Origin of the sequence: Reyranella sp. (genome assembly GCF_050185545.1) — a bacterium.
In the GTDB taxonomy this organism is placed as follows: Bacteria; Pseudomonadota; Alphaproteobacteria; order Reyranellales; family Reyranellaceae; genus Reyranella.
On record NZ_JBFWZI010000082.1, the window covers coordinates 1 to 21,372 of the forward strand.

Sequence of the window (21,372 nt, forward strand, 5' to 3'; positions counted from 1 at the left end):
AAGCAACGGCTCGCCCAACGCCGCGGCCACTTCATGCCACCGGCCCTGCTCGACAGCCAGTTCGCGGTCCTGGAGGAGCCGGCGACCGACGAGCGCGCCATCGTGGTCGACATCGCGGGCACGCCGGACGAGATCGTGAACAAGATCCTGGGACGATTTTGCTCTGCCCGACCCGCCATGCAATGAGCAGCTGTTCTTTCCCCTACCCGCGAAGAGGAAGTCGCACAGTGCGCGCTACGAGGGCAGGGGCGAGCAACGCCGACGGTGGGTCGATCAGGCTTGCGACGCGAATGAAGCGCCGCGCCACCTCGGGATCGTCTACGCCAGCGGCCAACACACGCCGAATCCATCGTGACATCAGACGATCCGGCGGCGAGGCGAGCGGCGCCATGTGCGGCACGAGCAGGTCATTCCCGCGCGCCATGCGCCATGCTGGATCGAGCGCCACGGCGGCGCGTCGGTAGAAGCGGCGAGCGAAGACGCCGTCCAATGGGCCGGTCTCAGCTTGTTGCAGCGTCTCCTGGAGCGCAATAGCCTGCAATGCCGCAATCGTCATGCCCTGGGCGAATACCGGATTGAAGGCGCATATGGCGTCGCCCATGGCGAGCAGTCCCGATGGCGGACGACTGAGCTTCTGGTATTGCCGTCGCACCGTCCGCGCGACCCGAAAGGTTGCGATCTCGGAACAGGGTTCGGCACCCTGAATCAAGCGGTGAATGTCCGGCAAGGCGAGCGAAGCCGCGTGCGCCACGAAGCCGGTCCTCGTCGCCGACGGATGTTCGTTGCGATAGCCCGTCAAGCTGACCTCGATCAGGTCGCTCTCGACTCTGTGCACCACCCCGCCGCGCGGGCATTCGGGCGTCGCACCGACCAGCAGGGCTCGCAGACCGCCAAGCCGAGCGGGGTCGGCTTGGTAGCGAGCAGTAGCGTAGCCGACATCGACCTCCATGAACTCCTCGGGCGGTGGGACAAAGCCGTGCGCGCCGAGCCAGGCAGGCAGTCTCGACGCGCGGCCCATGGCATCGATCACGAGCTCCGCATCGAGTCGCTCGAAAGTTCCAGACGTGCCATGTTCGAGAACGACGCCCGTCACCTGATCACCCTCGAGCGCGAAGTCCGAGACTCGCGCCTCGCCGACGAATTCGATGTTTGGCAGCCGGCTGACCTGGCGCCGTATCTCCTCCTCGAGGAACGGCCGGGTCGAGACGATGACAGGCAAGGTATCGGACGCCGCAGTGAGGCGGTCGCCGCCCAAGCCCCAGCTCACTTCCGAAGCGGCGTTTGCGGCGACCGCGCCCCGGTCGATGGCTGTCCGGGCGAACCCTGGAAACAACTGCTCCAGCGCAGCGAGACCACGCGGCAACAAGGCGTGGGCATGCCGGCCCTGCGGGACGCCGCGGCGCGCCCTGGGCCCGGGGCTTGCGATATCGCGCTCGACGATCTTCACCCGATCGAAGAATTCCGCCAGCACTGATGCCGCAAGCAGCCCGGCCACGCCGGCGCCCGCAACCACAGCATCGCTGCGCCGCCGCAGGAAGTCCCTTTCGATTGCCGATGCCACCGTCATCCCTGTTTTGATACGTGGTTACGTTACACTGTTTCGATACAATGTTGCAATACGGGTTGGGCCGAGTTATTGACGAATCGTGGGCAGACCCAAGGAACATGACGAGGCAACGCGGGCGACCCTTCTCGAGGCGGCGGAAGGCCTGCTGGCCGAAGGTGGGCCGGATGTGCTGTCGGTGCGGCGGGTCAGCGATGCCGCAGGTACATCGACGCGCGCGGTCTACAGTCTCTTTGGCAGCAAGGACGGCCTGCTGCGGGCGCTATACCAGTCGATGTTCCGGGATTTGCGCCGGCGCGTGCTCGCGGTGCCGGAGACCCGCGATCCGGTCGCCGACCTCGTAGGGGTGGGCGTCGAAGCTTTTCGCGCCCAGGCGCTCGCTCATCCGCACCTGTTCCGGTTGGCGTTCGAATGGCCGAAGCGGCGGACAACCACGACCGACGAGGATCGGCAAGAGGCGTGGGCAGCATTCGAGGCGCTGCTGACGAGGGTCAAGCGGGTGGGGCCGCCCCGTGGCCTCGGGGATGAGGAAGCCCGGCGGCTCGCGGTCGGTTTCCATGCGCTTTGCCAGGGCCTTGCTTCGGGCGAGCTCGGCGGCTTTTTCGCCAACGACCGCGACCCACTCGGAGTCTGGCGCGGCGCCTTGGCGACCTATGTGAAAGGGCTCCGCGCGCGCCAAAAACGGTGATTACAAGTCTCGTTCGGCCAGCTTGCGGAAGTCGTCGGGGACGGAGCGCTGCACACCGAGCGCGATCGAGCCGTAGCCGATGGCATCCCGGCCGAAACGATCGCGAATCGCGTCCATGGCGCGATCGGCCGCGTGGCGCGCCAGGCCTCGCCGTGTGCCGGGACGGCGCGCCTCGTTGGCAAGGCCGAGCGGCAGCTCGAGCTGCAGCCGCGGATCCTTCTCCAGATGCGAGACCGAGATCGCCAGCAGCGAGATGTGCTTCTCGCGCGGATGATCGGCGAGCGCGGCCTGGACCAGCTCTTCCGCGATCTCGGTGAGGCTCACCGTCGCCGCGAGGGAGGCGTCGAACGTGGCCGAACGAGTCACCGCGCGTAGATCGGCGAAGCGGACTCGCACGGTCACGGTGCGGCCGGCGAGCGACTTGGCGCGCAGCCGCGTGCCGATGCGGTCGGCGAGATGAGCCAGGGTCGGCCGGATGACATGCGGCTGGGCGGGTTTGCGGCCTAGCGCCGACTGCGCCCCGGCCGAGTGCGATCGGCGATTTGTCAGGATCTCGCGCGGATCGCGGTTCCACGCCAGAGCCGACAGCTTCTCGCCTGCAGCCGGTCCGAGCAGACGCGTGAGCGACCGTCCCGGCATCTGCGCCAGCTGTCCGATCGTGCGTACGCCGCTCGCCGCCAATCGAGCCTCGGTGACCGGGCCGACGCCCCACATCAGGCCGACCGGCAGGTCGTGCAGGAACGCCAGCTCGCGATCGGGATCGACGGTGACCAGCCCATCGGGCTTCGCAACCTGCGAGGCGATCTTGGCGAGATGCTTGGTGCGCGCCACGCCGATCGAGATCGGCAGGCCGATTTCCGTCCGCACGCGGTGGCGGATCTTTTGCGCAATCTCGGTTGGTGAGCCGAAGAGGTGCGTGCAGCCCTTCACGTCGGCGAACGCCTCGTCGATCGAGATGCGCTCGACGAGCGGCGTGAAGTCGCCCAGCACCTCGATCGAGGCGTCGCCCAGCCGCTGGTAGTCCTTGAAATGACCCTCGACGAAGATGAGCTCGGGGCAAAGCTCGCGCGCCCGCCGTCCCGGCATGGCGCTTTGCACCCCGAAGGCCTTGGCTTCGTAGGAAGCCGCCAGCACCACCCCACCGCCGACGGCGATCGGCTTGCCGCGCAACGACGGATCGAGCAGTTGCTCGACCGACGCGTAGAAGGCGTCCAGGTCTGCATGGAGGATGGTGGCTTCCATGGCTCTCCAGCCGTGCCGCGATCGGCATCGAACAAAAATAGAACACGAGTGTCAAGTCCATACCATGCCGGGCGTGGGGCAGCCTGGACCGGATTGGGGCTGGACACGCTTGCGTGCCGCGCAACTCATGACATGTTGGCGGCGCGGCCCGAGGAATCGCCGAGCGCCGAAGGCGCACCTTGGGACGTCCCTCAGGCTGTCCGGAGGAAGGACCGTGCGCCTCGATCTGCGCCCAGTTCAATTGTCTCTGACGGAAGAGCGGGCTCTGACTTAACCGTGACGCAAACGCGACGACGCGGCACCTGCTCCAAGCCCTTGATCTCAAGGGATTTGAGACGCAATGACGCAAATGACGCAAAGATACAGTTCATGCTCTTCCGGACCGCGAGCGAGACGCTCGCGGTCCGGAAGAGCATGAACAAGCTTCGCAATTTATACGAGTACCAATAAAATAAGCATACTCGCCTCCCTTCCAGGCCTTCCGCATCGATTGCAACATCTTCGCCAGTCGAAAGCGACGCCTGTCCCTTGTTTGACTCGGGCCATTGCCATTGCAACCATCGTGCAGATCGGGAGGGAGCGCGTATGGCTGGCGTTAGTTGGACCGACACCACCACGGAGGCGGCCGGGATAAAGCTCCACGTGTCGCGCGCCGGGAAGGGACGTCCTGTCCTGGTGCTGCATCACGAGACCGGTACGCTCGATCGTCTGCCCTTCTACGACGCGCTGGCCGCGAAGTTCGACGTGCTGGTGCCGCATCATCCCGGCTACAGCCGCTCGCAGCGGCCCGAGTGGATGCGCCATCCGCGCGACATCGCGGTGATCTATCGCGGCCTGCTGAACGATCTGAAGCTCACCAACGTCGTGCTCGTCGGCCTTGGCTTCGGCGGCTGGATCGCCGCCGAGATGGCCAGCATGGCGCCGGGCGACCTCGGGAAGCTCGTGCTGGTCGGCGCGATGGGCATCAAGCCGCCGCAGGGCGACATCCTCGATCTCGCCATCACCGGCTATATCGACTACGCCCGCGCCGGCTTCCACGACCAGAAAGCGTTCGATCGCGTCTATGGCGCCGAGCCGTCGGGCGACCAGCTCGAGATGTGGGACATTTGCCGCGAGATGAGCTTCCGTATCGCCTGGAAGCCCTACATGTACAGCCAGACCCTGCCGCATCTCCTGGGCGCGGTGCGCGTTCCTTCGCTGGTCGTATGGGGCGACGACGACCGGGTGGTGCCGCAGAGCGCGGGCAAGCGCTATCTCGAGGCGTTACCCAACGCCAAGATGGAAGTCGTCAAGAATTGCGGTCACTGTGTCGACATGGAGCAGCCCGAGGCGCTCGCCAGGCTGATCGTCGATTTCATCGGTCGGGAGTAGATGCCATGCACCTGATGTATTTCACCGAGCAACCGATGTCGGCCTACTCCGAGCAGGCCGGCCGCGACTTCGGCGCCACCGCGCTGATGTTTCCCAACACCCATTTCGATCCGGTGGCGGGCTCGCGGCTCTACAATGAGTACATCGAGCAGTACATGCTGGCCGAGGAGGTCGGCATCGACGGCATCATGCTGAACGAGCACCATAACGCTCCGTTCTGCATGCAGGCCAAGGCCAACATCTTCGCCGCCATCCTGGCCGGCATGACCAAGAAGACCAAGATCGTGATGCTCGGCAATCCGCTGCCGCTCGCCGAGAACCCGGTGCGGCTCGCCGAAGAGCTGGCGATGATCGACATGATCTCGAAGGGCCGCCTGGTCTCGGGCTTCGTACGCGGCGGTGGCCAGGAACAGCTCGCGACCGGCGTCAATCCGGCGTTCAACCGCGAGCGCTTCGAGGAGGCGCACGACCTGGTCGTGAAGGCATGGACCCAGCCGGGGCCGTTCCGCTACGAGGGCACGCACTACCAGCATCGCGTGGTCAACCCGTGGGCAGTGCCCTTGCAGAAACCCTATCCGCGCGTCTGGATTCCCGGCGTGATCAGCAAGGAGACCATCATCTGGGCGGCGCAGCAGCGCTATCCCTACATCGCGCTCAACACCTCGATCGAGCAGACCAAGAAGATCTGGGAACTCTACGACAACGTCGCCGCCCAGGTCGGCTATGTCGGCGGGCCGGAGAATCGCGGCTACCTGATCCAGGTTCATATTTCCGACACCGAGGAGAAGGCCATCGAGAACGCCAAGCAGTTCCGCTGGATGCAGGGCGAGTTCACCGGCCTCGCCCATCCGGTGTGGAGCACGCCGTCGGGCTACGGCTCGCCCAGCAACCGGCGCGCCTTCGTCGAGTTCGCCGCCGGCCGGGCGATCAACCCGCGCGGCAACACCAGCTTCGAGCAGCAGATGGCCGACCTGCGCATCATCGCCGGCACGCCCAAGACGGTGGTGGCCAAGCTGAAGCGCATCCTCGAGGAGACGCGGCCCGGCATTCTGGCGCTGTGGGGCAACGACGGCCGCGTCAGCCAGGCGGACTCGCTCACCTGCATCAGGCTGATGGGCACCGAGGTCTTCCCGGCGATCCGCGAGATCGCCAAGAGCCTCGACCTCAAGAGCCCGTTCGAGGCCAACGCGCCGGTTCATCTCAAATACTCGACCGACCTGGCGCCCACCCGGGCGGCGGCGGCAGCGGAGTAGCCGATGGCGATCCAGCTCGGGGCATCGCTGCCGGTTGGCGACATCGGCACCGGCCCGGCCGTCGTGCGCGACTACGCGCAGGCGGCCGAGGGGCTGGGCTACGACTACCTGGTCGCGCCGGACCACGTGCTGGGCGGCAATCCGGCGGTGGACTACGGTGGGCGGCGCGTCGGCACGACGGCGACGGCCTATCACGACCCGTTCGTCCTGTTCGCCTTCCTCGCCGGCGTCAGCAAGCGGGTGGGCTTCGCCGCCGGCGTCCTGATCCTGGCGCAGCGCCAGGCGGCGCTGGTCGCCAAGCAGGCGGCCTGCCTGGACGAGCTCAGCGAGGGCCGCTTCCGCCTCGGCATCGGCGTCGGCTGGAACGAGATCGAGTTCCAGGGCCTCGGCGTGGACTTCCACAGCCGCGGCAAGCGCTCGGCCGAGCAGGTGCGCTTCATGCAGGCGCTGTGGGCCGAGCCGCACGTGAAGTTCAAGGGGGAGTTCCATCAGCTCGACGACGGCGGCATCAACCCGCGCCCGAAATCGGGCCGCGTGCCGATCTGGTTCGGCGGCCACGCCGAGGCGACGTTCAGGCGCACCGCTAAGTATGGCGATGGCTTCATGCCGCTCGCCTATCCGGCGGGCGACACGGCGCTCGCTGCCTTCGACAAGTTGCGCGGCCTGATCCGCGCCGCCGGCCGCGATCCGGCCTCGGTCGGGCTCGAAGTCTGGGTCTCGCCCGGCATCGGCGGGCCCGACGACTGGCGGCGCGAATTCCTCTTCTGGAAGAACGCCGGGGTGACCCACGTCAACGCGCACACCACCTACGTAAGCGGCCATCATCGACGGATCGCCGGCAAGACCTTCACCGACCACCTCGAGGCGATCACGCACTATCGTGCCGCGGTAGCCGACCTGCTCTGACCCGCGAATCCAAACCACAAATCGGTCTCTGTTCACCGTCGCGGCCATCGCCTAGACATCGGCCCGGCCTGCCTGGCCATCGGACCCGGACTGGGGAGGGCGAGTGGGCTATAGTCGCGCCGCGGGCCGACTTGGCCCGCGGCCATGCCTGCGGCGTCGATGCAGGCATGGTTCGATGGAAGCCCCGTACTCGAGTTGGTGATGTCCGACGTTTCCGCCCTTTCCCGCTCCTTGACCCTGATCGACCAGGCTGCGCTGCAGGCCATTCTGGACCCGCAGGACGGCCAGCGCCTGGAGACGCTGTGTGGCCTGATCGCGGAGCACAAGCCGGTCGTCGCCATGGATCATCGGCTGGGCGAGATGGACGCCTGGCGCCAGAAGCTGCTCGGCATTTTCGGCGAGATCCTGGCGGCGACGGAAAGCGCGCGGCGCGGCCCGGAAGCCCAGCGCGCGCGGCTGATCGTCAGCTACCTGCGCACGATGCGCAGCTTCATCGCCAAGCTGCTCCCGGTCCTGCCGGCGAGCAGTCCGTCACAGTCGTAGGGCGGACAGGCGGCGCATGAATCCGGCAAGACCGGGCTGGCGCTCCGCGCGGATGCCCGAGACAACGGACTGGAGGAGCGATCGCAGCTCGTCGGGCCGGGGCTCGGCGACGGCCGCAGCGCGGCGCGCCAGGCCGTCCAGGCGCTCCAGCGCCGTCAACACGGCGGTGGCCACGCCCGGTGGGCCGTACTCCGTGATGGCGACGCCCCAGCCCTGCTCGAAAGCCGGCCTGGCGAACGCACAGGCGCCTGTGGCGACGACGGGCAGCCCGATCTTGCGAGCATCGCTGAACACGCCGGAGCCGCGCGTGTGATAAACGGCCGGATCGTACGGCATCAGCAGCAGGTCTGCCTGGTTGAGCAGGCCGGCGTAGTCCTGGTCGGAAAGCACGTCCTGGCGAACCCTGACGCGCTCGCCGAGCGCGGACAGCCGGTCGAAGACCGGCTGATCGCCTTCCGCATCCGATCCCTTGACGATGCCGTGAATCAAGAAACGCGCGGTACCATGGCGCTGCAGCACCTGCCCGATGGCCTCGGGCAGCAGCCGATAGCCCTTCGGCCGATTGGCGAAGCCGATGCACAGCACGGTCGGCGGCCGATCGGGGGCCTGACGTCGCGCGCCGCGCGCCGGCATGAGGAGGCCTGGCGCCGGCATGACGCCGACCTCCAGGCCGATCAGCGGCTTGTAGAATTCCGCCATCTGCCGCGTCTCGGCATAGGCATGCAGATGCGCGGCGTTGCCGAGGCTCGCCCTCAATGCCGCGAAGGCGTCGCGGCATTCGATTGCCAGCGCGACGGCGCGCGGGTCGTCTGTCGACAGCAGGTAATGCGGCCCGTAGAGCAGCCACAGAAGAACATGGGGCGGCGACCTGAACCGCGTGCGCCCGAAGGCGCGGGCGATCGATGCGGCGAGCACCTGGTCGCAGCAGGGCAGGACGAGCAGGTCGGCGTTGCGGCCGTGCCGGACCAGGGCCTGCGCGAGATTGCGGCTCGCCTCGTCGACCGAATCGGCGAACTCACGGGGGTCCTCGTAGGACCGGCCATAGACCGACCTGGTGAAGGTGGGTGTGCAGACGAGATCGCGCACAACCTCGGCATCGGCGTAGGCGGATCCCAGGCAAGGCGCCGCCAGCTCAAGCGCCGCGAGCTCGCGCTGCAGCCGCTGCACGGCGTTGTAATGATGCCCTCCCCGGGAGTGAACGCCGGGATCGACGATCAGGATCCTCATGACAGGATCCTCATGGCGCGCCGAGCAGGCTGCGCCACGGCGGCCGCCGGAATTCGGCGACGCGGCGGCCCATCATTACCATGCGCCAGGGCAGCTTGAACTCCTCCGGCTGGTAGAGATGCTGGCGCGGCGCGTGCACCTGGAGCGCCGGGAAGATGTGCAGCCGCCCACCCGCCCGGCCGATCGCCGTGTTGAACGCGACATGCTCCGACACCTCGCGGTCCTGGGCATCGACGCCGCCATAGCGTGCGCCCAGCGCGGCCGACAGGCGGTAGAGCCCAAGTCCGCCGAACGCCGAGCGCACCTCTATGGGCGGCGCGCTCGCCGGAATCTCGATCTGGCGCGAGAACACCTCGCGGAACTTCGCCGCCTCGAACGAGACGCCGTCGGGCCTCCCCCAGATCGAATGCCAGACATCGTGCGGGCACCAGCGATCGTGTCGCAGCGCCCACACGTCGTAGTAGCGCGGCAGGGCATTGGCGAACACGCCGGCGCGCGACGGCTCGCCATCGAGCCAACGCGCCGCCTGGATGAAGCCGTCGGCCGCGAGGGGCGAGTCCAGCACGTCGTCGAGATCGGCGATCACGAGATGATCATGATCCTGCCAGCCCAGGCGGCGGATCTCGTCGAGCCCGGCGTTGCGAACGTGGGCAAGCCGCTCGGTCCGCCGGGTCAGGCGGGGCGCCAGCACGCCCAGGTCGAGCACGCGTCCGCCGCGGCCGGCGGCGAGCCATTGTTGCAGGATCGCCACCGAATCGTCGGTGCAATCGCTGGCGAGAAAAAGAAACGACGCCTCGGCGTAGCCTGCCGCGAAGCGATCGAGGTTTTGCAGGACGTTGGGCAGATGGGCGGCGCAGTCCCGGGCGGCGCCGAAGAAGACGGCACGCCTCCGGTCTAGCATGGCTCCTGGTCGCTCACGACCGATCGCGGCGCGGGGCCGGCTGGAGGATGTCGCGTGTGCCGTTCTGCGGTGCCGGGCGGGCGGGCTTGTCGCCGCCGATCAGGTCGGTCGCCCTGGCGAAGATGCGTTCGAGATTCCAGCCGTTGGCCGATGCCGCGGCATCGGGGTCGAGGCCGCCCAGCGTACTGGCAATCAGCACCTCCGCCTTGGCGTGGCGCTCCTCGCCGAAGGCGGTGCGAATCGCCACCGCCTCGCTGCGCAGCACCCGCTGGATCAGCTTGAGCACCGAGTTGCGGATGGGGTCCCACGGCTGGGTCGAGGAGTTGTAGGCGCCTCCCAGGACCGCGGCATTCGAATGCTTGTTGTTGCCATGCATGCGGTAGCCGTAGAGCGCATCGTGGATGGCGATGGTGCCGGTCAGCAGGGAGGCGAACGTCGACAGGTAGAAGTCGACGTAGAGCCTGAGCTCGGAGCTCGGCGGCACGAAGATCAGATCGACGAAGCTCCGCCGGAACATCATGCTGGCCGTGCTGTTGGTCGCGCCGGCCGGCGACCACTGCGTGTGCAAGGTGAGCTTGTGAGTCTGGACGTAGGTCAGCTTTCCGGTCTGCGGATCGATCGACGGCATCGTCGCGGGGTCGACCGGCCGTTCGGGCGGCGGGAAGGGGTCGGAGTCGAACCACCAGGCCGTGCCCGCGAGCAGGCGATCGTGGGCATCGATGACGTGGCAGTCGCAGTAGGTCATGCCGACGGGAAAGTCGGTGTTCATGTGCACCGCCAGGTGGCGGGCGATGAAATCCTCGTACCACAGGTCGTCCGAATCGAGGAAGCAGACGAACTGGGTATCGAGTTCCATCAGGCCGCGGCGCACCGCGCCGGCCTGGCCGAGGTTGGACTCGAGCCGGACATAGCGAAAGCGCGGATCGTCGAGCCTTGCCAGGCACTGCCGGATCGCCTCGTCCGACCTGTCGGTCGAGGCATCGTCGACGATGACCACGCTGATGTCGCGCACGGTCTGGCGCGCCACCGATTCAATGGCTTTTGCGACGTAGGCACAGTTGTTGTGATTGGCGACGACGACCCCAACGGCGGGAGCAGAGGGCATAACCGAAGAGGTCCTCATGTTTCAGCGGCGCGGGGAAGCGTGCCTGCCACCCCGAGCCGTCCCAATGCAAATACGTCGGGCCGGAATTTTTGGCGAGTTCTTTTGCTCCGGCAATCCGGCGGCAATTTGTCGGATTGCCTGGACAACATGCACCACTGCTCCGACAACCGCAATCCAGCCCACATGGTTGCATATGGCCACGAACCCTCCTCGATTCCAGAACGAGGAGGCCCGATCACGCGTTGGTCACCAAAAGCGGAGGGGCACCCCGCGGAGTGGGCACATGTCCCTCTCCCTGTGGCGCTGTAAGCAGCGCCTAATCGCGGGAGGTGGCCCGAAGGGCCGGAGGGGGAGAGCCTCATCCGAGGGCTATGAAGTTCCGACGTCGGAATCTCATGGATCCCCACCTGAGGCCTTCTCCCTCCGCCCCCATTCGGGGGCGCCTCCCCCGTATGACGGGGGAGGAAAAAGCGATGTCTCCGCTCCGCGCAGCAGAGCCCGGAGCCAGGCTACTCCGCGGCCATCCGCGGGGTCGCCGCGTCGATCGCCGCCGACAGGCGCGGCGGCGACATGGGCAGATCCGTCATGCGGATGCCCGTGCTGCGCGCCACGGCGTTGCCGACCGCAGCGAGCGGCGGCACGATCGGCACCTCGCCGACGCCGCGAACGCCGTAGGGGTGGTGCGGATTGGGCACCTCGACCAGGATGGTCTCGATCATCGGCAGGTCCGAGGCCACCGGCATGCGGTAGTCGAGGAAGCCTGCATTATCGAGCCGGCCCTTGGAGCCGTAGATGTACTCCTCGTTCAGGGCCCAGCCGACGCCCTGCACGGCGCCACCCTGCAGCTGGCCTTCGACGTAGCTCGGATGGATGGCCGTGCCGACGTCCTGGGCCGCAGTGTAGCGGTCGACCGTGACGATCCCGGTGTCGCGATCGACCGCTAGATCGACGATGTGAACGCCGAAGCCCGGGCCGGCGCCCTGGGCGTTCAGCTGGGCATGCCCGTTGATCGGCCCGCCGGTTCTTCCGGCCGTCGCGGCGAGTTGGGCCAGCGACAGCGGCTCGAATTCGCCGACGTTGCTGCCGGCGGGCTTGGCGCAGCCGTCTTCCCAGATCACCGCATCCGGGTCGACGCCCCAGGTCTTGGCGGCGCGCACCTTCAGCTCCCGGATGAGGTCGCGTACCGAGTTGACCACGGCCAGGCCCGTGGCGAAGGTGACACGGCTGCCGCCGGTCACGAAGTTGAAGCCGATCGAGCTCGTGTCGGCGATGATCGGCCGGACCTTGGTGTAATCGACGCCGAGCTCCTCGGCCGCCATCAGGGCGAGCGAGGCGCGCGAACCGCCGATGTCGGGGTTGCCGGAGATGATCGTTACCGTACCGTCCTCGGCAACGTGCGCTGCGGCGCTCGAATCGGCGCCGACGTTGAACCAGAAGCCCGCCGCCACGCCGCGCGACATGCCGGCCTTGGGCTTGCTCTTGTAGTGTTCCGAGTTCTTGGCGGCTTCCAGCGTCTCGACGAAGCCGATCGTGTCGAAGGTCGGACCGTAGCTCGTCTTGGTGCCCTTCTTGGCGGCGTTCTTGAGGCGCAGGTCGATCGGATCCATGCGCAGCTCCTGCGCCAGGATATCGATCGTCGATTCGACGCCCCACGCCGATATCGGCGCACCCGGCGCACGGTAGGCCGCGACCTTGGGCCGGTTGCTCACGACGTCGTAGCCGACGACCCGGATGTTGGGGATGTCGTAGCAGGCGAAGCTGGTCCAGCACGCCGGGCCGATCGGAGATCCGGGGAAGGCGCCGGCCTGCAGGGCGATGGTGCAGTCGGCCGCGACGATCGTACCGTTCTTCTTGGCGCCGATCTTGACATGGACCGTGCCGCCCGGCGCCGGACCGGAGGCACGGAACACCTCGTCGCGGGTCATCACCATCTTCACCGGCTTGCCGGCCTTTTGCGACAGGCGGACGGCGATCGGCTCGAGATAGACTACGGTCTTGCCGCCGAAGCCGCCGCCGATCTCGGAGGGCGTGACGCGGATCTGCGACGTCTCGATGTTGAGCAGGCGGCTGCAGAAGCCGCGCACCTGGAAGTGGCCCTGGGTCGTCGACCAGAGCTGCACCTGGCCGTCCTCGGCGGCGCTGGCCAGGGTGGCGTGCGGCTCGATGTAGCCCTGGTGCACAGCCTGTGTGGTGTAGTGACGCTCGACCACGATCTCGGCCTGCGAGAAGCCGTCGTCGACGTCGCCCTTCAGATTTTCGATCCGCTTGGCGATGTTCGACGGCTTGGTCGGCACGGGCTTCACGCCCTCGGTGATCATGTGGTCGTGCAGCACCGGCGCATTGGGCTTCATCGCCTCGACGACGTCGATGACGTGCGGCAGCACTTCGTACTCGACCCTGATCAGGCCGAGGGCGGCCTTGGCGATCGCCTCGGTGGTGGCCGCGACGGCGGCGATCGGATGGCCCTCGTAGAGTGCCTTCTCGCGCGCGATGATGTTGCGCGTGACGTCGCGCAGATTGACCTGCATCTCGCCGGCCGCGACGACGACGTTGGGCTGCTCCGGGAAGTCCTGCGCCGTCACCACGGCCTTCACACCCGGCAGCGCGAGGGCGGCCGAGGTGTCGATCGACTTGATCACGGCGTGGGCGTGCGGGCTGCGCAGGACCTTGCCCACCAGCTGGCCCGGCATGTTGAAGTCCGCTCCGAAGCGGGCGCGGCCGGTGACCTTGTCGGCGCCGTCCGGGCGGTCGGGACGCGTGCCGATCCACTTGTACTTGTGCTTGCTCATCGGGCTGTCTCCCTCATTTCAGCGGCCACATCCATGACCGCGCGGACGATCTTGTCGTAGCCGGTGCACCGGCAGAGGTTGCCGGCGAGCCAGAAACGGACCTCGGTCTCGGTCGGGTTGGGGTTCTTGGCGAGCAACGCCTTGGAGGCGACGAGAAAACCGGGCGTGCAGATGCCGCACTGCAGGGCGGCGAACTCGATGAACTTCTTCTGCAGCGGATGGAGATGGTCGCCCTGGGCCATGCCTTCGATGGTCTCGATCTTCTTGCCCTCGGCCTCGACGGCCAGCATCAGGCAGCTGCAGATCAGGCGATCGTCGAGGGTGATGCTGCAGGCGCCACAGTCGCCCGAGCCGCAACCTTCCTTGCTGCCGGTGAGGCCGAGCTGATCGCGCAGCACGTCGAGCATGGTCTGCGAGGCATCGCAGAGAAACTCGATCGGCTCGCCGTTGATGGTGGTGGTGACGTGTGTCTTTGCCATGTCAGCGCCCTCCTGCGCGCTTGGCCGCGATGGCCACGGCGCGCTTCAGCAGGACGCCGGCAATCTTGGTTCGATAGTCGATGGTGCCACGCTTGTCGTTGATCGGCTTGCACACGGCGCGGCAGGCAGCGGCAGCTTTCTCCAGCGCTTCGTCATCGAGGCGCGAGCCGACGAGCGCGGCCCCGGCCGCCTCGACGAGCAATACGGTCGGTGCGACGGCGCCGAGGCCGACTCGGGCGGCCGTGCAGGTGCCGTTCTCGATCGTCAGATTGACTCCGCAACCGACGACGGCGATGTCCATCTCGGTGCGCGGGATCAGGCGCAGATAGGCGTCGCTCGATCCCTTGGGGCGCGCCGGCAGGGTGAAGCTGACGACGATCTCGCCCGGCTGCAGCGAGGTCTTGCCCGGGCCGGTCTGGATCTTCTCGACCGGCACCTCGCGCCGCCCTTTCGGTCCGTGCACGGCGACGATGGCGCCGGCCGCGACCAGCGCCGGCACGCTGTCCGCGGCCGGTGAGGCATTGCACAGATTCCCGCCCGGTGACGCGCGACCCTGGATCTGCTTGGAACCGATCAGGTTGATGGCTTCGACCACTCCGGGCCAGGCCTTCTTGAGCGCGGCGTGCTCGCCGATCCTGGCACCGGAGACCGCGGCGCCGATGCGGAACGCGCCGCCGCCCTTGTCCTCGATGGTGTTCATCTCGGCGATGTTCTTCACGTCGACGATCGCGCCCGGCCTGGCCATGCCGGCCTTCATCTGCACCAGAAGATCGGTGCCGCCTGCGAGAACACGTCCTGCACCCTTGGCCGCGAGCAAGGCACCAACCGCCTCGTCGATCGTGTGGGGCGCGCTGTATCTGATGTCATTCATCTCGAAATCCCGTTGATGTTTCCGGACCTGTTGCGGTTCCCGTTGTCTCGGGAATTCTTGCAGGGCCCGCCTACTATAGGGGTATTCCCGCGTCCGTTGACCGAATAATGCTACGGAACGTCGATTCGGGGCCCGATTGCGCGGCCGCATTGAGTCACAGAATCTTCTTTCCGCATAGCGATTTCTGCTGCGGCGTCCAGCAAGGGAACGAGCCATCAGATGACCGATCCGACAAGCAATCCGCCCCTGCGCCCCGACCTGCAGCGGGTCCTCGAGAGCCGCTCCGCCATCCTCGACGCAGCGCGCCCCGGGGCGGTCGCGCAGCAACGCAAGCGCAAGCGCTGGACGGCGCGCGAAGCCATCGCCGCGCTCGCCGATCCGGGGAGTTTCGTCGAGTATGGCGGCCTCGCACGCCCGGCGGTCGCCGGCATGAGCGGCGCGGCCGACGGCGTGGTCATGGGCACGGCGCAGATCGAGGGGCGGCCGGCCGACCTGCTGTTCTACGACTACACGGTCTATGCCGGTACGCAGAGCACCATCAACCACGCCAAGACCACGCGCATGTTCGAGCATGCCGAACGGCATCGCCTGCCGGTCGTGTGCTGGCTCGACGGCGGCGGCGCGCGACCACACGATATGAAGGTCGAAGGACGCGGCTCGACACCGACCTTCGTCGTGTTCGCCCGCCTGTCGGGGCTGGTGCCGACAGTCGGCATCCTGCCCGGCCGCGCCTTCGCCGGGCACGCCAACCTCGCCGGCCTGTGCGACGTGCTGATCGCGACACCAGATTCGGCGATGGGCATGGCGGGACCACCGCTCGTCGAGGCGGCGTTGGGCGTCAAGCTCACGCCGGAGGAGATCGGCCCGGCCTCGGTCCATGTCACGTCGGGCGTCATCGACGTGCTGGTCGAGGACGAGGCCGAGGCGATCGCCGTCGCCAGGAAGTACCTCGGCTATTTCGGCGGCCCGACGGCTCTCGGTCCAGCTCCCGACGTCACCGCGCTGCGCAGCGTCGTGCCCGACAACCCGCGGCGCGCCTACAATGTGCGCAAGGTGATCGACGGCATCGCCGACGTGGGCAGCGTGCTCGAGCTCAAGGCGGGCTTCGGCCGCGCCGTAGTGACATCGCTGATCCGCATCGCCGGCCGGCCGGTCGGCGTCGTCGCCAACCAGCCGATGTATCTCGCCGGCGCGATCGACAGCCCGGCCTCGGAGAAGGCTGCACGCTTCATCCAGATCTGCGATGCCTTCGATATCCCGATCCTCTCCCTGTGCGATACGCCGGGCCTGATGGTCGGTCCCGACGTCGAAAAGACCGGCCTGGTGCGCAAGAGCGCGCGCGTGCTGACGGCGTTTGCCAACGCCACCGTGCCGGTGATGACGGTGGTGCTGCGCAAGGCCTACGGGCTCGGCTACTACGTGATGGGCTCGCAGCCGCTCGAGCCGGCGATCCTGCTCGCCTGGCCGACCGCCGAGTATGGCGGCATGGGGCTCGAAGGCGCCGTCAACATCATTTACCGGGCCGAGCTCGAGGCGGCGGCGGAAGGCGAGCGCGCGGCGCTCCACAAGCGCCTGACAGACGAGCTGAAGCGCTCCAACACCGCCCTCGAGGTCGCCGCGCGCTACCTCTACGACGACGTGATCGACCCGGCCGACACGCGCGATATCCTGATCAAGACTCTTGCCACCCTGCCGCCACCCCCACCGCGCACGACCCGCAAGAGGCTGATCGAGCCGTTTTGATCATGTTCTTCCGGACCGCGGGCGTCCCGCCCGCTCATCTCATGATCGGCGCATGTGAATGCGCCGGGCGGGCGGGACGCCCGCGGTCCGGAAGAGCATGAGCCCGAACCGAGACATTCGTACTGAGTGGAGAATCGCCCATGTCGAAACCCTGGCACGACCCGCGTATCCCATCGGCGGACCAGTGCGTGCTGCGGCCGCTGCTCGAGCGGCACGCCGCCGGCATGCCCGACAAGGTGTTCGTGCGTTTTGCCGACGGCGCGGAGTGGACGTACCGGGAAATGCTCGCAATCGCGCGCCGGACCGCGCGCGGCCTCTGCGCGCTCGGCGTGTCGGCAGGCGACAAGGTGCTGTGCTGGCTGCCCAACGGCCCCGATGCGATCCGCGTGTGGTTCGGCCTCAACTATCTCGGTGCCGTCTACGTGCCGATCAATCTCGCCTATCGCGGCGGCCTGCTGGCGCATGTCGTGGAGAACTCCGATGCGCGACTGATCGTGGCGCATGGCGATCTGCTTGGCCGGTTGGCCGAGGTCGACCACGCCGCGCTCGCCTCCGTCGTCGTCCTGCACGGCACACCGGTCGATGTGCCGGGCCTCGAGATCCATGGACCGGAGGCGCTCGCGCCTGCAGACGGCGACGTGCCGCTGCCGGACGACGGTTTGGCGCCGTGGGACATGCAGTCGATCATCTATACGTCGGGCACGACCGGACCGTCGAAGGGCGTGATGTCGTCCTACCTGCAGCTCTACTCGATGGGGACGGAGTCGTTCCCCTTTCTCGGCGCCGACGATCGCCTCATGGTCAACCTGCCGCTGTTCCATGTCGGCGGCACGGCGGCGGTCTATGCCATGCTGGCGCTGGGCGGCTCGATCGCCGTCGTCGAGGCGTTCGACACCGCCTCGTTCTGGCGCGTGGTGACCGAGACCGGCACGACCTCGTGTGTGCTGCTCGGCGTCATGGCGACCTTCCTGGTGAAGCAGGCGCCGGGGCCGCAGGACCGCAACCACACGCTCACCAGCGCCGTCATGGTGCCGCTGTGCGAGGAGGCGGCTGCCTTCTCGGCGCGCTTCGGCTGCGACATCTACACCGTCTTCAACATGACCGAGGTGTCGACGCCGCTCAGGTCGGGCAGGAACCCGGCGCCGCTCGGCACCTGCGGCCGGCCGCGCTCCGGTGTCGAGGTGAGGGTCGTCGACGAGAACGATTGCGAGGTCGAGCCGGGTGCGGTGGGCGAGCTCATCGTGCGCACCGATCGGCCATGGGCGATGAACCATGGCTATTACAAGAACCCGGAGGCGACGGCGCGGGCGTGGCGCAACGGCTGGTTCCATACCGGCGACGCGTTCCGCGTCGGTGAGGACGGCCAGTTCTTCTTCGTCGACCGCATGAAGGACGCGATCCGCCGGCGCGGCGAGAACATCTCGTCCTTCGAGGTCGAGACCGAGGTCTGCGCCCATCCGCTGGTCAAGGAGGCTGCCGTGGTCGCGGTGCCGAGCGACCTCGCCGAGGACGAGGTGCTGGTCGCACTGTCGGTGGTCGACGACGCCGTGCTCGATCCGGCCGAGCTGATCCGGTTCCTGATCCCGCGCATGGCGCACTTCATGGTGCCGCGCTTCGTGCGGATCGTGCCGGCGCTGCCCAAGACGCCGACGCAGAAGGTGCAGAAGCACCTGCTGCGCAGCGAGGGCATCACGGCCGACACGTGGGACCGCGCGAAAGCCGGCATCCGTCTCAGGCGCGAGCGGCTCTCGGCGTGAGGTCATGCTCTTCCGAACCGCGAGCGTCTCGCTCGCTCATACGGAAGAGCGAGCGAGACGCTCGCGGTCCGGAAGAGCATGAGCGGCCAACTGGACGCGACAATCCTGTTGTCATCCCGGGCGTCGCGAGGGACCTTACGTTCGGTAGATCGGGGAGGCCTTCTTTGGACATCACCCTCACGGTAAACGGCGAGGCACGGCGCGTCGACGCGCCGGAGACGGCGTCGCTGCTCGAGGTGCTGCGCAATCATCTCGGGCTGATGGGCACGCGCTATGGCTGCGGGCTGGAGCAGTGCGGCTGCTGCACGGTGCTGGTCGATGGCGAGCCGGCCTATGCCTGCACGCGCGAGGTCGGCACGGTCGCCGGCCGCGCGGTGCTCACCATCGAAGGGCTCGGCTCGGCGGCCGACATGCATCCCCTGCAGCAGGCCTTCGTCGACGAGCAGGCCGGCCAGTGCGGCTACTGCCTGTCGGGCATCATCGTGTCGGCGAAGGCGCTGCTCGATCGCAATCCGCAACCCAGCCGCGCCGACATCGTGACGGCGCTCGACCGCCATCTCTGTCGCTGCGGCACCCACCAGCGCATCATCCGCGCCGTCCAGCGCGCCGCACAGACGATGCAGAACGGGAGGCCGGCATGAGCGCGCCCGCCCTGCCGGCGAGCCTGGTCGACAATCCCCGGCTCGATCGCTGGATTCGCTTCCTGCCCGATCGCACTGTCCGCATCGCCACCGGCAAGGTGGAGATGGGGCAGGGCGTCGTCACTGCCATCGGCCAGATCGCCGCCGACGAGCTCGACGTGCCGTTCCAGCGGGTCACCGTGCTGTCGGGCGACAGCGACGAAGGGCCAGACGAGCTCTACACGACGTCGTCGCTGTCGGTCGAGGTGTCGGGTGGCTCGGTGCGCCTGGTCTGCGCCGAAGTGCGCGCCAAGGCGCTGGAGCGCGCGGCGCTCAGGCTCAATTGCAGCCGCGACGAGTTGAGCGTCGTCGACGGACAGATCCTGCAGAACGGCGCGGCGACCGGCCAGGATTACTGGACGGTGGCGCCCGAGCTCGATCTCAGCCAGGCGGTCACCGGCACGGCGCCCGTCAAGCCGGCCTCGGCCTATCGCGTGGTCGGGCAGAGCGTGCCGCGGGTCGACCTGCCGGCCAAGGTGAGCGGCGCCGCCTTTGCGCATGACGTCCTGCCCAAAGGCGTGCTGCACGCCCGCACCCTGCGGCAGCCCAGCCGCGGCGCGACCCTGGAGTCGCTCGACGAGGCGGCGATCCGGCGCGCCGCCAAGGGTGAACTGCAGATCGTGCGCGAGGCCAACTTCGTGGCCTTCGTCAGCCCGGTCGAGAGTGTCGCCCAGGCGGCCGCTACCGCCGCGCCGAACCATGCGACCTGGAAGAACGCGCGGCGCCTCGATCCCGTGCAGCAGGAGGCGGCCTGGCTCGAGGGGCAGAAGAGCGACGATCGTCGGCTCGGGGCGCCCGAGCGCTCGACGCCGGCCAGGAACCTCGTGACCGCGACCTTCTCGCGCCCCTACATAGCCCACGCCTCGCTGGCCCCGTCGTGCGCCATCGCCGAGTTCAGCAACGGGCGGCTGACGGTGTGGTCGCACGGCCAGGGCATGCATCCGCTGCGCCGCAATCTCGCCGAGGCGCTCGGCCTGCCCGCGGAGTCGATCAGCACGCGGCATCTGCACGGCGCCGGCTGCTATGGCCATAACGGCGCCGACGATGCGGCCCTCGACGCCGCGCTGGTCGCCCGGCAGCTTCCGGGACGGCCGATTCGTCTGCAATGGCGGCGCGAGGAGGAGTTCGGTTTCGAGCCGGTCGGCCCTGCCATGCTGGTCCGCCTGCATGTCGATCTCGACGAGCAGGGTCGGCCGGCCGACTGGACCAGCGAGGTATGGAGCGCCACGCACGTGCAGCGGCCGGGCAACGGCACCGGCTATCTGCTGGCGAGCGAGGCGATGGCCAATCCGCCGCCGGAGGTGGCGCCGTTCGATCCGCCGGAGGCGCGCGGCGGCGGCGGCACGCGCAACACCGTGCCGATCTACGACGTGCCGGCGCATCGCGTGCTGCACCACTTGGTGCTGCGGCCACCGGTGCGCACTTCGGCGCTGCGCGGCCTCGGCGCGCTGCCCAACGTCTTCGCCATCGAATCGATGATCGACGATCTGGCCGCTCGCGCCGGCCAGGATCCGCTGGCCTATCGTCTGTCGATACTGTCCGAGAAGCGGGCACGCCGCATCACCGAGCTGGTGGCGGCGCGCGCCAATTGGAGCGCGCGCGGTCCGGCGGGAACGGGCGAGGGGCTGGGCCTCGCCATGGCCCGCTACAAGAACCGCGCCGCCTACGCCGCGGTGGTGGCGGCGGTCACCGTGCAGGAGACGGTGCGCGTCGACCGCATCTGGTGCGTCGCCGATGCCGGGCTCGTGGTCAACCCGGACGGTGCGCGCAACCAGCTCGAGGGCGGCATCGTGCAGGCGGTGAGCTGGACCCTGAAGGAGCAGGTCAAGCTCGACGAGAACGGCATCGCCTCGCGCGACTGGGAAAGCTATCCGATCCTGCGCTTCAGCGAGGTGCCGGAGATGGAGGTCGAGTTCGTCGAGCCGGCCGGCAATCCGCCGCTCGGCGTTGGCGAATGCACGGTCGGTCCGACCGCCGCCGCGATCGGCAACGCCGTCGCTCACGCGCTCGGCGTGCGCATCCACGACATGCCGCTCAGCCGCGACCGCATCATGGCGGCGTTGCTGAAGGGGTAGGGATCATGCTCCTCCCTAGCTTCGCTGGAGAGGTGTCGCCGTCTTACGGCGACCTGCCTTCGCCGAAGCGAAGCCGCTTCGGCTTCGCGCAGGCAGGCGGAGGGGTCATGGCTGGGAGCGCGCCACTCCTGTGGCGCTCATGGGATATGTGATCGACAAGAAGAGCGCCTCAGGAGTG

17 protein-coding genes and 1 pseudogene are annotated in these 21,372 nt (G+C 67.9%); 10 read left to right on the forward strand and 8 right to left on the reverse strand.

Translation table 11 applies throughout. The features are described from left to right. Positions 1-186: pseudogene (locus tag AB7O82_RS20855) on the forward strand (gluconokinase); the annotation flags it as partial. Positions 187-202: 16 nt separating this feature from the next. On the opposite strand, the gene AB7O82_RS20860 reads toward AB7O82_RS20855, so the two are convergent. Next, positions 203-1,567: an FAD-dependent oxidoreductase gene (locus AB7O82_RS20860; protein ID WP_428620062.1), complete on the reverse strand. Its 1,365-nt coding sequence runs from the start codon at positions 1,565-1,567 to the stop codon at positions 203-205. Positions 1,568-1,646: 79 nt separating this feature from the next. Between AB7O82_RS20860 and AB7O82_RS20865 the strand changes: the two genes are divergently transcribed. After that, on the forward strand, positions 1,647-2,252 hold the full coding sequence (locus tag AB7O82_RS20865) for a TetR/AcrR family transcriptional regulator (RefSeq protein ID WP_428620063.1): 606 nt from the start codon (positions 1,647-1,649) through the stop codon (positions 2,250-2,252). Here the strand turns inward: AB7O82_RS20865 and dinB are convergent, their stop codons facing one another. Beyond that, positions 2,253-3,494 carry a DNA polymerase IV gene (dinB, locus tag AB7O82_RS20870; protein ID WP_428620065.1) on the reverse strand — a complete coding sequence of 414 codons (1,242 nt, stop codon included), beginning with the start codon at positions 3,492-3,494 and terminating at the stop codon, positions 2,253-2,255. Positions 3,495-4,079: 585 nt separating this feature from the next. Between dinB and AB7O82_RS20875 the strand changes: the two genes are divergently transcribed. The 4 genes from AB7O82_RS20875 to AB7O82_RS20890 all read left to right on the forward strand — a co-directional run bounded on the left by AB7O82_RS20875 (position 4,080) and on the right by AB7O82_RS20890 (position 7,567). Further along, positions 4,080-4,865, forward strand: coding sequence for an alpha/beta fold hydrolase (locus tag AB7O82_RS20875; protein ID WP_428543429.1), 786 nt, complete (start codon positions 4,080-4,082; stop codon positions 4,863-4,865). 5 nt (positions 4,866-4,870) lie between these two features. Further along, positions 4,871-6,118, forward strand: coding sequence for an LLM class flavin-dependent oxidoreductase (locus tag AB7O82_RS20880; RefSeq protein ID WP_428543427.1), 1,248 nt, complete (start codon positions 4,871-4,873; stop codon positions 6,116-6,118). Between the two features lie 3 nt (positions 6,119-6,121). Continuing rightward, on the forward strand, positions 6,122-7,024 hold the full coding sequence (locus tag AB7O82_RS20885) for an LLM class F420-dependent oxidoreductase (protein ID WP_428543425.1): 903 nt from the start codon (positions 6,122-6,124) through the stop codon (positions 7,022-7,024). 201 nt (positions 7,025-7,225) lie between these two features. Beyond that, on the forward strand, positions 7,226-7,567 hold the full coding sequence (locus AB7O82_RS20890) for a hypothetical protein (RefSeq protein WP_428543423.1): 342 nt from the start codon (positions 7,226-7,228) through the stop codon (positions 7,565-7,567). Here AB7O82_RS20890 and AB7O82_RS20895 read toward each other — a convergent pair. The 6 genes from AB7O82_RS20895 to AB7O82_RS20920 form a co-directional block, all read right to left on the reverse strand. Beyond that, positions 7,556-8,794: a glycosyltransferase family 4 protein gene (locus tag AB7O82_RS20895; RefSeq protein ID WP_428620067.1), complete on the reverse strand. Its 1,239-nt coding sequence runs from the start codon at positions 8,792-8,794 to the stop codon at positions 7,556-7,558. The two genes, AB7O82_RS20890 and AB7O82_RS20895, sit on opposite strands and share 12 nt — an antisense overlap. 10 nt (positions 8,795-8,804) lie before the next feature. Beyond that, positions 8,805-9,695: a hypothetical protein gene (locus AB7O82_RS20900; protein ID WP_428620069.1), complete on the reverse strand. Its 891-nt coding sequence runs from the start codon at positions 9,693-9,695 to the stop codon at positions 8,805-8,807. Between the two features lie 13 nt (positions 9,696-9,708). Then, complete coding sequence (locus AB7O82_RS20905; protein ID WP_428543417.1) at positions 9,709-10,800, reverse strand: glycosyltransferase; 1,092 nt, start codon at positions 10,798-10,800, stop codon at positions 9,709-9,711. Between the two features lie 509 nt (positions 10,801-11,309). After that, on the reverse strand, positions 11,310-13,589 hold the full coding sequence (locus tag AB7O82_RS20910) for a xanthine dehydrogenase family protein molybdopterin-binding subunit (RefSeq protein WP_428620071.1): 2,280 nt from the start codon (positions 13,587-13,589) through the stop codon (positions 11,310-11,312). Further along, complete coding sequence (locus AB7O82_RS20915) at positions 13,586-14,068, reverse strand: (2Fe-2S)-binding protein (protein WP_428543413.1); 483 nt, start codon at positions 14,066-14,068, stop codon at positions 13,586-13,588. Before AB7O82_RS20915 ends, AB7O82_RS20910 begins: the two co-directional genes overlap by 4 nt. A gap of 1 nt (position 14,069) precedes the next feature. After that, on the reverse strand, positions 14,070-14,930 hold the full coding sequence (locus AB7O82_RS20920) for an FAD binding domain-containing protein (protein WP_428543433.1): 861 nt from the start codon (positions 14,928-14,930) through the stop codon (positions 14,070-14,072). Positions 14,931-15,158: 228 nt separating this feature from the next. Between AB7O82_RS20920 and AB7O82_RS20925 the strand changes: the two genes are divergently transcribed. The 4 genes from AB7O82_RS20925 to AB7O82_RS20940 all read left to right on the forward strand — a co-directional run bounded on the left by AB7O82_RS20925 (position 15,159) and on the right by AB7O82_RS20940 (position 21,194). Next, complete coding sequence (locus tag AB7O82_RS20925; protein ID WP_428620072.1) at positions 15,159-16,682, forward strand: acyl-CoA carboxylase subunit beta; 1,524 nt, start codon at positions 15,159-15,161, stop codon at positions 16,680-16,682. 140 nt (positions 16,683-16,822) lie between these two features. Beyond that, entirely contained in the window at positions 16,823-18,439 is a 1,617-nt protein-coding gene (locus AB7O82_RS20930; protein WP_428543409.1) for an AMP-binding protein, read from the forward strand. A gap of 164 nt (positions 18,440-18,603) precedes the next feature. Further along, a complete protein-coding gene (locus tag AB7O82_RS20935) occupies positions 18,604-19,080 on the forward strand; it encodes a (2Fe-2S)-binding protein (RefSeq protein WP_428543407.1) in 477 nt (158 codons plus the stop codon). Further along, a complete protein-coding gene (locus tag AB7O82_RS20940) occupies positions 19,077-21,194 on the forward strand; it encodes a molybdopterin cofactor-binding domain-containing protein (RefSeq protein ID WP_428543405.1) in 2,118 nt (705 codons plus the stop codon). The genes AB7O82_RS20935 and AB7O82_RS20940 overlap by 4 nt, the downstream gene beginning before the upstream one ends. Positions 21,195-21,372: the final 178 nt, after the last annotated feature.